The 12,523-nt window shown below is 72.4% G+C and carries 12 protein-coding genes; 3 read left to right on the top strand and 9 right to left on the bottom strand.

Features of this window, described 5'->3' with window-relative positions; translation table 11 throughout:
- Positions 1-291: 291 nt before the first annotated feature.
- Positions 292-1,299 (bottom strand): stage II sporulation protein M, encoded by a 1,008-nt coding sequence (locus tag LG395_RS06905; RefSeq protein WP_225808805.1) that lies wholly within the window; start codon positions 1,297-1,299, stop codon positions 292-294.
- A 163-nt stretch (positions 1,300-1,462) separates the two neighbouring features.
- Here LG395_RS06905 and LG395_RS06910 point away from each other — a divergent pair, with 163 nt between their 5' ends.
- Positions 1,463-2,437, top strand: coding sequence for an RDD family protein (locus LG395_RS06910; protein WP_225808806.1), 975 nt, complete (start codon positions 1,463-1,465; stop codon positions 2,435-2,437).
- Between the two features lie 55 nt (positions 2,438-2,492).
- On the opposite strand, the gene LG395_RS06915 is transcribed toward LG395_RS06910, so the two are convergent.
- Both LG395_RS06915 and ahcY read right to left on the bottom strand, forming a co-directional pair.
- Complete coding sequence (locus LG395_RS06915) at positions 2,493-3,107, bottom strand: hypothetical protein (protein ID WP_225808807.1); 615 nt, start codon at positions 3,105-3,107, stop codon at positions 2,493-2,495.
- Positions 3,108-3,340: 233 nt separating this feature from the next.
- A complete protein-coding gene (gene ahcY, locus LG395_RS06920; protein ID WP_225808808.1) occupies positions 3,341-4,798 on the bottom strand; it encodes an adenosylhomocysteinase in 1,458 nt (485 codons plus the stop codon).
- A 514-nt stretch (positions 4,799-5,312) separates the two neighbouring features.
- On the opposite strand from ahcY, the gene lepB reads away from it, so the two are divergent.
- A complete protein-coding gene (gene lepB / locus LG395_RS06925; RefSeq protein ID WP_263982276.1) occupies positions 5,313-5,870 on the top strand; it encodes a signal peptidase I in 558 nt (185 codons plus the stop codon).
- Between the two features lie 19 nt (positions 5,871-5,889).
- Here lepB and LG395_RS06930 read toward each other — a convergent pair whose 3' ends face one another.
- The 6 genes from LG395_RS06930 to LG395_RS06955 form a co-directional block, all read right to left on the bottom strand.
- A complete protein-coding gene (locus LG395_RS06930; protein WP_225808810.1) occupies positions 5,890-6,870 on the bottom strand; it encodes a cation diffusion facilitator family transporter in 981 nt (326 codons plus the stop codon).
- A gap of 173 nt (positions 6,871-7,043) precedes the next feature.
- The gene (gene manA, locus LG395_RS06935) at positions 7,044-8,195 is read right to left on the bottom strand and encodes a mannose-6-phosphate isomerase, class I (RefSeq protein WP_225808811.1); all 1,152 of its coding nucleotides are present in this window, start codon (positions 8,193-8,195) and stop codon (positions 7,044-7,046) included.
- A gap of 98 nt (positions 8,196-8,293) precedes the next feature.
- Positions 8,294-9,421: an SIS domain-containing protein gene (locus LG395_RS06940; RefSeq protein ID WP_225808812.1), complete on the bottom strand. Its 1,128-nt coding sequence runs from the start codon at positions 9,419-9,421 to the stop codon at positions 8,294-8,296.
- A gap of 55 nt (positions 9,422-9,476) precedes the next feature.
- Positions 9,477-9,647, bottom strand: coding sequence for a Trm112 family protein (locus LG395_RS06945; RefSeq protein WP_014673093.1), 171 nt, complete (start codon positions 9,645-9,647; stop codon positions 9,477-9,479).
- Positions 9,648-9,720: 73 nt separating this feature from the next.
- Positions 9,721-11,085, bottom strand: coding sequence for a phosphomannomutase/phosphoglucomutase (locus tag LG395_RS06950; RefSeq protein WP_171155680.1), 1,365 nt, complete (start codon positions 11,083-11,085; stop codon positions 9,721-9,723).
- A gap of 240 nt (positions 11,086-11,325) precedes the next feature.
- A complete protein-coding gene (locus LG395_RS06955; RefSeq protein WP_030658212.1) occupies positions 11,326-11,751 on the bottom strand; it encodes a DUF3499 domain-containing protein in 426 nt (141 codons plus the stop codon).
- 351 nt (positions 11,752-12,102) lie between these two features.
- Between LG395_RS06955 and LG395_RS06960 the strand changes: the two genes are divergently transcribed.
- Positions 12,103-12,489 (top strand): metallopeptidase family protein, encoded by a 387-nt coding sequence (locus LG395_RS06960; RefSeq protein ID WP_171155678.1) that lies wholly within the window; start codon positions 12,103-12,105, stop codon positions 12,487-12,489.
- Positions 12,490-12,523 lie beyond the last annotated feature (34 nt).

Genomic DNA, 12,523 nt, shown 5'->3' on the forward strand with positions numbered 1-12,523 from the left:
GCGCTTTCCAGGTTCCCGCTCTCGCGTTTCCCTTTCCGGCGGTTCCGACTTTATCAGAAGTTTTCGGCCGGTCGAACCAGCCACTCATTTCTGAGTAATCGGGGGGTTTGCTTCTCGGAATGTCGCTCAGGACTCCCGAGGAAGCTCATAGATTCTATCGGCCGCCGGGGAGCTTGTCCAGCTCCGGGCAACTGTTTGAATCTACCTCCCCACTCCCTCCGTGTCAACGGCTCTTGCGGGGCGAAGAGGAGATTAGCAGCTCACAGGGGTCGAGCGCACATCCGCCGGCCGTCAGGCGGCCGTGGGGACCGAGGCGCTGCGGTCCATCGCTTCGAGATCACCGGTCTCACCCGCGCGCGCGGCGCGCCCGCCCAGCACGTAGACGTACGCCAAGAACGCCAGCTCGGCCGCGACCCCGATGCCGATGCGGCCCCAGGTCGGCAGGCCGGAAGGGGTGACGAAGCCTTCGATGGCCCCGGAGACGAACAGGACCAGGGCGAGGCCGATCGCCATGCCGACGGCGGCCCGTCCCTCCTCCGCGAGCGCGGCGCGCCGGGTGCGCGGGCCGGGGTCGACGACGGTCCAGCCGAGACGCAGGCCCGTGCCGGCGGCGACGAACACCGCGGTCAGTTCGAGCAGGCCGTGCGGGAGGACCAGGCCGAGGAAGGTGTCGAGGCGGCCGGCCGAGGACATGAGGCCGAAGCCGACCCCCAGGTTGAGCATGTTCTGGAAGAGGATCCACAGGACGGGCAGTCCCAGGAAGACGCCCAGGACCAGGCACATCGCCGCCGCCTGGGCGTTGTTCGTCCACACCTGGGCCGCGAAGGCGGCTGCCGGGTGGCTGGAGTAGTAGGTCTCGTACTCACCGCCGGGCCGGGTCAGCTCGCGCAGCTGGCCGGGGGCCGCGATGGACGACTGCACCTCGGGGTGGGTGCCGATCCACCAGCCCAGGAGAACCGCGACGGCGGTGGAGACCAGCGCTGTGGGCACCCACCAGTGCCGGGTGCGGTAGACGGCGGCCGGGAAGCCCCGGCCGAGGAAGCGCGTGACGTCACGCCATGAGGCGCGTCTGGTGCCGGCGACGGTGCCGCGGGCCCGTGCCACGAGCCGGCTGAGCCGTCCGGTCAGCTGCGGGTCCGGAGCACTGGACTGGATGAGGGACAGGTGGGTGGCGGTGCGCTGGTAGAGGACGACGAGTTCGTCTGCTTCCGCGCCGGTGAGCCGGCGCCGGCGGCCGAGCAGTGCGTCGAGCCGGTCCCATTCGGCTCGGTGTACGGAGACGAAGACGTCCAGGTCCATCGGGTCTGCGTGCTCCTCGGCTGATCGTCCACGGCTCGTCGTGGGTGCTCGTGCGTACGCGCGGGTGCTCGTACTTGCTGTCAGCTTGTCGTACTGCGGCGCGATGTGCCCTCAGCTTGGCAGACTTGCGGTGCTGGGGGCGGACCGGGGAAGGGCGGCGGGCATGAGTGAGCTGGTGACGGGCGAGGCGGTAGCGCTCGAACTGCGGCCCGCGAAGCTGCCGAGCAGGGCGCTGGCCGTGTTGCTGGACCTGGTCCTGGCGGTGGTCGCGTACGTCGTCGTGATGATGGTGCTGGCCGTGTCGACGGCTTCGCTGGACGAGGCCGCGCAGCTGGCGCTGTCGATCGCGACGTTCTTGCTGGTGCTGGTCGGCGGGCCGATAGCCGTCGAGACGCTCAGTCACGGGCGTTCGCTGGGGAAGCTGGCGTTCGGACTCCGGGTGGTGCGGGACGACGGTGGGCCGATCCGCTTCCGGCACGCGCTGGTGCGGGGCGCGATCGGGGTGGTGGAGATCCTGATGACCTTCGGCGTGGTGGCCTGTATCGCCTCGCTGGTCTCGGCGCGGGGGCGGCGGCTCGGGGACGTCTTCGCGGGCACCCTGGTCGTGCGGGAACGGATACCCGCCGCTCGGACCGGCTTTGTGCCGCCTCCGCCGCCGTGGCTCGCGGGGCGGTTCGCCGGGCTGGACCTGTCGGCGGTCCCGGACGGACTGTGGCTCGCCGTCCGGCAGTACCTGACCCGGATGCAGCAGCTCGATCCGCGGGTCTCGGCGGGCATGGCGCAGCGGCTCGCGGCCGACCTCGCGGAGCGGACCGGGACGCCGGTGCCGGGGGATCTGCCTCCCGCCGCCTTCCTGGCGGCCGTGGTGCACGAGCGGCAGTCCCGTGAGGCCCGGCAGGCGTTCGGCGGGGGCGGCGGCGTGCCGTCCGACGGCTTCGCTCCGCCGATGGCAGCACCCTCGGCGCAGCCGGTCGCGGCGCCCGCAGCCCAGCCGGTGACGGCGCCCGCTGCACCGTCGATGGCACACGGAAGCACACCTCAGCCGCCGCAGGCCCCGCTCGCCCCCGCGTCGGCGCCGCCGCGGGAGGAGTCGCCGGCCGCCGACCGGCCGGTCACGGGGTTCGCGCCACCGGCGTGACGCGGAGTGTGGTCCCGTCCTGCTCGCGGCCTCCGGACCGCCGGACGTACCGGGTTCAGTCGAATCGCGACGGCGGTGACTCCAGGTCTTCCAGTTCGATCCCGGGCGCGGCGAGGACGACGTCGCCGGCGATGTGGACGGTGTGCTGTTCACCGGTGTCCAGGGCCGTGACCTGGTACTCGTCCACGGTCAGGGGCCCGTTGTCGGTGGCGTGTGCTTCGCTGTTCACCAGAGCCCAGGACTGGTCCACGGTACGGGGGGCGAGGACGGGGTCGGTGAAGGCCACGAGGCGTACGCGGGTCGCGGCGGACGAGGGGGTGAGGCGCAGCAGCCGGGCGGTGGCGACGAGGAACGCGGGGGACGTGCCGGTGAAGGCGTGGGCGCGCACATTGCCTTCGGTGGCCTCGGTGCCGTTGGGGTCGGTGCGGACCCAGGTGACGCCGTCGAGGGCGGCGCCGCGCACCTGCCAGTCACCCGCGTGGAGTTCGAGGCGGAGGGGACGGCCGAGGTCGTCCAGGGCGAGGTCGACCGAGCCGCGGTGGTCGCCTGCGGGACCGGTCAGCCGGGAGACGTAGCGCCAGCCGGACGGGCCGGGGGCGCACTGGAAGTGTTCGTCCGCGAGGGGGGTGTGATCGTGCGGATCGTGGAGCGAATAACGGCCGCGGGGCATGGGGGTCCTGGGTCTTGACGGGCTGATCCGGCCGGCAGGCGTGGTCCGGGGGCGATGCGGCGAGGGGCGCCGGGACGTCCCGGCTCCCGGGAACCCGGTGCGCCCTCGGGCGCCAAAGGGACAGGCCCCCGGCACGGGGGTGCGGGGGCCTGCCTCGGTGGACCTGCTGCCGGGGAGGGTGCGTCGGTGCACCGGCGCACTCCCCCGGCGGGCCGGGCTACGGGATCGGTGGATCAGTAGCGGTAGTGGTCCGGCTTGTACGGGCCGTCGACCTCCACGCCGATGTACGCGGCCTGCTCCGGGCGCAGCTGGGTGAGCTTGACGCCGAGCGCGTCCAGGTGGAGGCGGGCGACCTTCTCGTCGAGGTGCTTGGGCAGCACGTAGACGCCGATCGGGTACGCGTCGGGCTTCGTGAACAGCTCGATCTGGGCCAGGGTCTGGTCCGCGAAGGAGTTGGACATCACGAACGACGGGTGGCCGGTGGCGTTGCCGAGGTTCAGCAGGCGGCCCTCGGACAGCACGATGATCTTCTTGCCGTCCGGGAAGGTCCAGGTGTGGACCTGCGGCTTGACCTCGTCCTTGACGATGCCGGGGACCTTGGCGAGGCCGGCCATGTCGATCTCGTTGTCGAAGTGACCGATGTTGCCGACGATGGCCTGGTGCTTCATCTTGGCCATGTCCGAGGCCATGATGATGTCCTTGTTGCCGGTCGTGGTGATGAAGATGTCGGCCTTGTCGACGACCTCGTCGAGGGTCGTGACCTGGTAGCCGTCCATCGCGGCCTGCAGGGCGCAGATCGGGTCGATCTCGGTGACGATCACGCGGGCGCCCTGGCCGCGCAGGGACTCGGCGCAGCCCTTGCCCACGTCGCCGTAGCCGCAGACGACGGCGGTCTTGCCGCCGATCAGGACGTCGGTGGCGCGGTTGATGCCGTCGATCAGGGAGTGGCGGCAGCCGTACTTGTTGTCGAACTTCGACTTGGTGACGGCGTCGTTGACGTTGATCGCCGGGAAGAGGAGGACGCCGTCGCGCTGCATCTCGTACAGGCGGTGGACACCGGTGGTGGTCTCCTCCGTGACGCCGCGGATCTCCGAGGCCAGCTGCGTCCACTTCTGGGGGTTCTCGCCCAGGGTGCGGTGCAGCAGCTGAAGGATGACGCGGTGCTCGTCGGACTCGGCGGTGTCGAGGGCGGGGACCTCACCGGCCTTCTCGTACTCGACGCCCTTGTGGACGAGCAGGGTGGCGTCGCCGCCGTCGTCCAGGATCATGTTGGGGCCGCCGGTGGGGCTGTCCGGCCAGGTCAGCGCCTGCTCGGTGCACCACCAGTACTCCTGAAGGGTCTCGCCCTTCCAGGCGAAGACCGGGACGCCCTGCGGGTTGTCCGGCGTGCCGTTCGGGCCGACGGCGATGGCGGCGGCGGCGTGGTCCTGGGTGGAGAAGATGTTGCAGGAGGCCCAGCGGACCTGGGCGCCGAGGGCGACCAGGGTCTCGATGAGCACGGCGGTCTGCACGGTCATGTGCAGCGAGCCGGTGACGCGGGCGCCGGCGAGCGGCTGGGCCTCGGCGTACTCCTTGCGGATCGCCATCAGGCCGGGCATCTCGTGCTCGGCGAGGGTGATCTCCTTGCGGCCGAACTCGGCCAGCGAGAGGTCGGCGACCTTGAAGTCCTGTCGGTTCTCGACAGTCGTCATTACGAGCTGCTCCTCGGGGTTGGGTCGAGGTGGGTACGGCTGGTCTGCGCGGCGGCGGACACAGGGGTGCCCGAGAAGAGGACACAGGCATGCCCGCGTACGCGCAGCGCAGTCCGTCGGAGGCCCTCTCTCCCTCGGTCGGTCCGCGTGGACCGCCCGACCGCCATCAGCAGCGACGTCTGGCTCCGTCCCAAGCTACACCGGTCGGCCCGGTCGGCCCCAGTCCGCCTGAGCATTCGACGGGTCGTGTGCGTGGCGTTCCCGTCGGCCGGTGCCGGTGGCGCAGGGGGTGCGCCGGGCGGTCGCGGTGGGCCTGGGACACGGGATGTTCAGGGACGACCGCTATTCTCCGCGCCGCGGACGGGCCGCGCGGAGAGGATCGGACATGGCGGGCAGAGGGCGGGGACTGGGGATCGCGGCGCTGGTGGTGGGGCTGCTGGGTGTGGTGCTGGCCGGGGGTGCCTTCGTCTACGGGCGCGGCGCGTACGGCACGGGCACGCAGCCCAGCCAGAGCATGGAGCCGACGTACCAGCGGGGCGACCGGATCATCTGGGAGCGGGTGGACGGGAGCGAGGTGCGGCGCGGTGACGTCGTGGTGTTCTCGATGCCGGGGCGCTACCGGGCCGAGGGCGTTTTCATGCAGCGGGTGATCGGGGTGGGCGGGGACCGTGTGGCGTGCTGCACGGCCGTGGGCTCCGAGGAACGGGTCACCGTGAACGGCAAGCCCGTGAAGGAGCCGTACGTCTACGAGGGTGACGCCGACGGGCTGCACAGGCCGTACGACGTGAAGGTGCCGCGGGGCCGGCTGTTCCTGATGGGTGACCACCGGTCCGACTCGGTGGACTCCCGCTTCTTCGCCGCCGATCACGGCGGGACCGTTCCGGTGGACGCCGTGCGCGGGCGGGTGACGGACGACCGTACGGGCCCGGTCCTGCTGGGGACGGCCCTGCTGGTCGGCGGTCTGCTGGTCCTCACCGGTGCCGGGCTGGGCGTCGCCGCCCTGGTGGTGCGGCGGCGTAAGGCGCCGACGGTGCCGCCGGCGCCCTGGCCCATGCGGCCGGTTCAGGGCTGAGCGCTTGCCGCGCTGCTCCTCAGTGGCCCGCGGGGTGCGGGGTCGGGCCGCCCGGGGTCGCCTGCGGGTCGGGGCCCTTGGCGGCCTCGGCCTCGCTGTAGATGTCCGGTTCCAGGTAGATGACGCGGGCTATGGGGACGGCGGCGCGGATGCGGGCCTCGGCGGCGTTGATGGCGTTCGCGACCTCGGTGGCCGTGTCGTCGTGCCGCACGGCGATCTTGGCGGCGATCAGCAGCTCCTCCGGGCCGAGGTGGAGGGTGCGCATGTGGATGATGCGGGGGACCGTGTCGCCGTCGACGATCGCGGCCTCGATCTTCTTGATGTCGTCGGCCCCGGCGGCCTCGCCGAGCAGCAGCGACTTGGTCTCGGCGGCAAGGACGAGGGCGATCAGGACGAGCAGGACACCGATGCAGAGGGTGCCGATGCCGTCCCAGACGCCGTCGCCGGTGAGCAGGGAGAGGCCGACGCCGCCGAGGGCGAGGACCAGGCCGATGAGTGCGCCGAAGTCCTCCAGCAGGACGACGGGCAGCTCGGGGGCCTTGGCGCGGCGGATGAACTCCTTCCAGGAGAGCGTGCCGCGCAGGCCGTTGGACTCCTTGATGGCGGTGCGGAAGGAGAAGCCCTCGGCGATGATCGCGAAGAGGAGCACGCCGACCGGCCAGTACCAGTGCTCCAGGTCGTGCGGGTGGCGGACCTTCTCGTAGCCCTCGTAGACGGCGAACATGCCGCCGATGGAGAAGAGGACGATCGAGACGAGGAAGGCGTAGATGAACCGCTCGCGGCCGTAGCCGAAGGGGTGCTGCGGGCTCGCCTGGCGCTGCGCCTTCTTCCCGCCGACGAGCAGCAGGAACTGGTTGCCGGAGTCGGCGAGCGAGTGGACGCCCTCGGCGAGCATCGAGGAGGAGCCGCTGAACGCGAACGCCACGAACTTCGATGCCGCGATGGCGAGATTGGCGCCGAGTGCCGCCACGATCGCCCTGGTACCGCCTGACGCGCTCATGTGGTCGCGTTGTCCCTTCGCCTCTGTCGTCCTGGTGCGTTCCGTCCGTCCGGACGAGTGCCCGGCTTTGCCCGGCCTTTGCCGGCGGATCATTCTTGCAGCCCGGCCGGGCACTGGTGCGACAGGTATCCACAACTGCGGTCATATGATCCACAGGCTGTCCACAGCCTTGGTCACACGATCACGGTGGCGCGGAAGACCGTGCCCGCGCCCGAGATCTCCGCCCGCTCGCCTGCCGGGACGAAGACCGACCGGCCGGGACCCAGCTCGTGCTCGCCCGCCCGGACGGTACCGGCCGTGCAGAGCAGGATCTGCGGGGTGTCCCGGGTGAGGTCGTGGGCGGCGCCGCCCTCGGGCAGGACGTACCGGGAGAGCCGGAACTCGTCGATCGGGGTCTCGTAGACCTCCTCGCCCTCCGAGGACGCCTCCGGGCGCAGCACGCCGGGGTCGCTCGGCTCGAAGCGGACGATCCGCAGGAGTTCGGGGACGTCGACGTGCTTGGGGGTCAGACCGCAGCGCAGGACGTTGTCGGAGTTGGCCATGATCTCGACACCGAGGCCGTTGAGGTAGGCGTGCGGGATGCCGGCGCCGAGGAACAGGGCCTCGCCGGGCTGGAGCCGGACGTGGTTGAGCAGCATGGCCGCGATGACGCCGGGGTCGCCCGGGTAGTGGTGGGCGATGTCGGCGTAGGGGGCGTAGGCGCCGCCGAGGCGGGTGCAGGCGGCGGTGGCCTCGGCGACCGTGTGGGCCATCTCCTCCGGGTCGGCGCCGAGGATCGCGGTGAGGACCTCGCGCAGGGCCGCTTCCGCGGGGTGGGCGTGCAGCAGGTCGACGTACGGCTTGAGGGAGTCGACGCCGAGCCCGTCGAGCAGCTCGGCGGCCCGGACCGGGTCGCGGAAGCCGCACAGGCCGTCGAACTCGGTGAGGGCGCAGATCAGTTCGGGCTTGTGGTTGGCGTCCTTGTAGTTGCGGTACGGGGCGTCGACCGGGACGCCGCGCCGCTCCTCGTCGGCGTATCCCTCCTTGGCCTGCTTCAGGTCGGGGTGCACCTGGAGGGACAGGGGCGCGCCGGCGGCGAGGATCTTGAGCAGGAACGGCAGGTGGGGGCCGAACTTCGCGACCGCGCGGGCGCCGAGTTCCCGCTCCGGGTCGGTGTCGATGACCTCGACCAGGGTGCCGCGCGCGGTGCGCGACGGGGCGCCCGGGTGCGCGCCCATCCACATCTCCGCCTGGGGCTCTCCGGTCGGCTCGACGCCGAGGAGGTGCGGTATGGCGGTGGGAGAACCCCAGGCGTAGGGGCGGATGGTGTTGTCGAGGCGGTCCATGTGTCTTCTCTGTCTCCGTACGTACGCGCTCGGCGGCGCCGACGGCCGTGCCGGTCGTGGCGCCGGGGTGGGCTCGGATCGTCCGGCCCGGAGCAGGATCAGGCGCCGGAAGCGAGCGCCAGGTAAACGGCGGCGAAATCCGTGACGGCGATCAGTTCCGCGAGGGTCTCCAGTTCCCCGCCCTCCTCGGGTTCGAGTTCACTGATCGCCGTGTCGTGGCCGAGGGCGACGTCACGGGCCGCGGGGGCGGCGGTGAGACCGCCGATCGGGCGGTCGCGGAGCAGCACCACGCGCGCGTGCAGCGCGGGGGGCTCCTCGACGCGGTCGCGGAAGAAGTCGTCCGGGTCGGCGCTGGCGGCGAGCGGGCCGGCCAGCAGGGCGCCGTGCGCGGCGAGCGCCTCGGGAAGTTCGGCGACCAGGGCGGGGCGGCCGGCGAGTTCGGCGAGCGCGGCGGCGAAGCGGCGGCCCGCCGGCCCGGCCGAGGTCCCTTCCGTCCACACCAGGGGCAGGGCGTCGGCGAGTTCGGCGGCGAGGGTCTTCGCCGGGTTGCTGTAGGTCGCGATGGCGGGGCCGCAGCGCTCAGCGATCTGGTCGAGGCGGTCGGCGACCTTTTCCAGGGCGTCCGGCGGTGCGGCGATCAGGCCGATCCGGTCGAGGAGCGCGAGCAGCGGGGTCAGCAGCGCCCAGAAGACGCCCGGGGAGGACGCGGCGAGCGGTTCCTCCTGGTCGTACGGCGCCGTCGCCATCGGTACGAACAGGCCGTGCGCGCCGGCGACCGCTTCGGCGAGCGGGGTGCCGGGCGGGGCCACGGCGACGACCGAGCAGCCGCGGCGGTAGGCCTGGTCGGCGAGGAGGGACAGGCTCGGTTCGGTGCCGTCCGGGGTGGCGATCAGCAGCAGGTCCACGGAGCCGGCCCAGCCGGGCAGTTCCCAGCGCAGGGCGCCCGCGGCCGGGGCGACGCCGGTGGGGGCGAGGCGGACGACGGGGCTGCCGGGGCCGGCCAGGCTGCCGAGGAGGTCGGCGGTGTGGGTGGCGGCGGCGCCGGGGCCCGCGATGAGGACCGCGCGGGGGCGGCCGTCGGGCTTGAGTTCGCCGACGCCGGCCTCGGTGGCGTGCCGGGCGGCGGTGCGGACGCGGGCGCCGGCCTCCGCCGCGCCGCGGAGCAGGCCCCGGTGGTCGGCCTCGGCGAGGCCCTCCGGGGTGTCGAGCAGCGATTCGTCCAGCATGGGCGGCAGCCTCCGATCGCCGGGATCCTGGGGTGCTACGAGGTGACGGGTCCCGTCACTCGGGGCGGCGGGCCTCGTCGACCAGCAGGACCGGGATGCCGTCGCGGACCGGGTACGCGAGGCCGCAGTCCTGGCCCGTGCAGATCAGCTCGGTGTCCTGCTCCTTCAGGGGGGCATGGCAGGCCGGGCAGGCGAGGATCTCCAGGAGGCCGGCTTCGAGCGGCATGGGCTGTCCCTTCAGAGGGCGTGTGGGTGTCTGTGCATATGCCTGGTCAGCGTACCGCTCATGGGCAGACCGCTCAGCCCCTGATGATCGCCAGTGCCTCGTCGCGGATCTTCGTCATGGTGGCCTCGTCCTTCGCCTCCGCGTTCAGGCGCAGGAGCGGCTCGGTGTTGGACGGGCGGACGTTGAACCACCAGTCGGCCGCGGCCACCGTGAGGCCGTCGAGGTCGTCGAGGGTGACGCCGGGGCGGCCCTCGTACGCGGTGCGGACGGCGGCGAGGCGGGCGGACTGGTCGGCGACCGTGGAGTTGATCTCGCCGGAGCCGGTGTATCGGTCGTACTGGGCGACCAGGGCGGACAGCGGGCCCTCCTGGCCGCCGAGGGCGGCGAGGACGTGCAGGGCGGCCAGCATGCCCGTGTCCGCGTTCCAGAAGTCCTTGAAGTAGTAGTGGGCGGAGTGCTCGCCACCGAAGATCGCGCCGCTGCGGGCCATCTCCGCCTTGATGAAGGAGTGGCCGACGCGGGTGCGCACGGGGGTGCCGCCGTTCTCCTTCACCACCTCCGGGACCGTGCGGGACGTGATCAGGTTGTGGATGACCGTGCCCTTGCCGCCGTTGCGGGCCAGTTCACGGGCGGCGACCAGCGCGGTGACCGCGGACGGGGAGACCGGGTCGCCGTGCTCGTCGACGACGAAGCAGCGGTCGGCGTCGCCGTCGAAGGCGATGCCGAGGTCGGCGCCCTCCACCGGGACCCGCTTCTGCAGGTCCACGAGGTTGGCCGGGTCGAGCGGGTTGGCCTCGTGGTTGGGGAAGGTGCCGTCCAGTTCGAAGTACATCGGGACGAGGGTCAGGGGCAGGCCGGCGAAGACCGACGGGACCGTGTGGCCGCCCATGCCGTTGCCGGCGTCGACCACGACCTTCAGGGGGCGGATGGCGGTGAGGTCGACCAGGGAGCGCAGGTGCGCCGCGTAGTCCTCCAACGTCTCGCGCGCGGAGAGGGTTCCCGGCCGGTCCACGGGGTCCGGGGCGCCCTCCGCCAGCCAGCGCTCGACGAGTTCGCGGATCTGCGCGAGGCCCGTGTCCTGGCCGACGGGGGCGGCGCCCGCGCGGCACAGCTTGATGCCGTTGTACTGGGCCGGGTTGTGGGAGGCCGTGAACATCGCTCCCGGCAGGTCCAGCGCGCCGGAGGCGTAGTACAGCTGGTCCGTTGAGCACAGGCCGATCTCGGTGACGTCCGCACCGCGGTCCGCCGCGCCGCGCGCGAAAGCGCGGGAGAGGCCGGGGGACGAGGGCCGCATGTCGTGGCCGACGACGAGGGCCGTGGCCGCCGTCACCTCGGCGAAGGCGGCGCCGAAGAGTGCGGCCAGTGCCTCGTCCCACTGGTCCGGGACCACTCCGCGCACGTCGTACGCCTTCACGATCTGCGACAGATCAGCAGTCACGGCCAACCCTCCTGAAGTCCTATGGGTGCCCACAAACTACCCGCCGGGGGCGGGGGCGCCCGCGCGGACACCGGCCGGACGCCCGGTGGACCCCCTTGCGTAACGCCCGGAGGACCGGGCCGTCACGCGGGGCGGGGGTGGCGTGGGGTGGCGTTCGGCCGTGGCGCACGGCGGGACCCCGGGCGTGGTCCGGAACGGTCCGATCGCCTCGCCCTCGTGCGGACTCGTCGGCTGTCGCGCTCAGTTGTCCGGGGAGCGCAGGACCCTCAGGTGGCCGCGGCGGGCGACCTCCATGGGGTCGGCGGCACGCGATCCGCCGCCGCCCGCCTCGGCCGCGCGTTCCTGCGGGCGGGCCGCCTCGCGGACGGCGTTGGCAAGGGCTTCCAGATCGTCCCCGCTGGGCCGCGCGGGCGCGGAGCCGTCGAGGAGCCGCACGACCTCCCAGCCGCGCGGGGCGGTGAGGCGCTCGGAGTGCTCGGCGCACAGGTCGTAGCAGTGGGGTTCGGCGTAGGTGGCGAGCGGGCCGAGGACCGCGGTCGAGTCGGCGTAGACGTACGTCAGCGTCGCGACGGCGGGTCGGCCGCAGGCGGTGCGCGAACAGCGACGTACAGGGCTCACGACGTTGGACGGTACCGCACTCTTGAGCGGGCCGCGACGACTCTCCACCAGGTCACTCCCCCGTGTCGTGTTGTGAAACGCCCCACACACCCCTTTGAGCGGACTTCGTTGACCTGCATGGACGCATGCCGGGCGGGTGTCGGACGGGATCGCGTCCGGTCAGGAGCCGGTACAAATCCCGTCAATTGCCTTGAGTTCGGCGGTCTCGGAGAGTTACGGAAACGAGCCAGACCTTGGCTGAAATGGTCATCCTGTGACACGCGCGGGCAAGGGCCGGTTGCCGCGCGGAGCCGGACGCGCGGAGGGCGCGGGGACTACCCTTCACCAGTGATGGACAACCGTGTACCGCCCCGTACCGCCGGCCCCGGGCCCCGTCGCCGTGATCGCCACGGGCGGGGCATGCGAGGGCCGATCGCACCGCCGCAGGTGCCGCTGGCGGCCAGCCGCGCCGAGGTGTTCGCGGACCTGGTGCAGGACTCCGTGGAGCGTCTCGAGCGGCGGTGGCCGCAACTGGCCGACATCGACTTCCTGGTGCTGGAGGTGCCGCGGCTGGAGGGGGGCGGGGACCAGCCGGCATGGACGGACGACGCCGTTCCGCTCGGCGGGGTCATCCCTTCGCGGGACGGGCGGCGGGCTCGGGTGGTCGTGTACCGGCGCCCGGTGGAGATCCGGACCAAGGGGCGGGACGAGCGGGCCGCGCTGGTGCACGAGGTGGTCGTGGAGCAGGTGGCCGAGCTGCTGGGGCTGACGCCGGAGACCGTGGACCCCCGGTACGGGGAGGACTAGGGGGCCTTCCCCGGTGCCGGGTGCCGGTGCCGGG

Origin of the sequence: Streptomyces spinosus, from assembly GCF_020400655.1 — a bacterium.
GTDB lineage: Bacteria > Actinomycetota > Actinomycetes > Streptomycetales > Streptomycetaceae > Streptomyces > Streptomyces argyrophylli.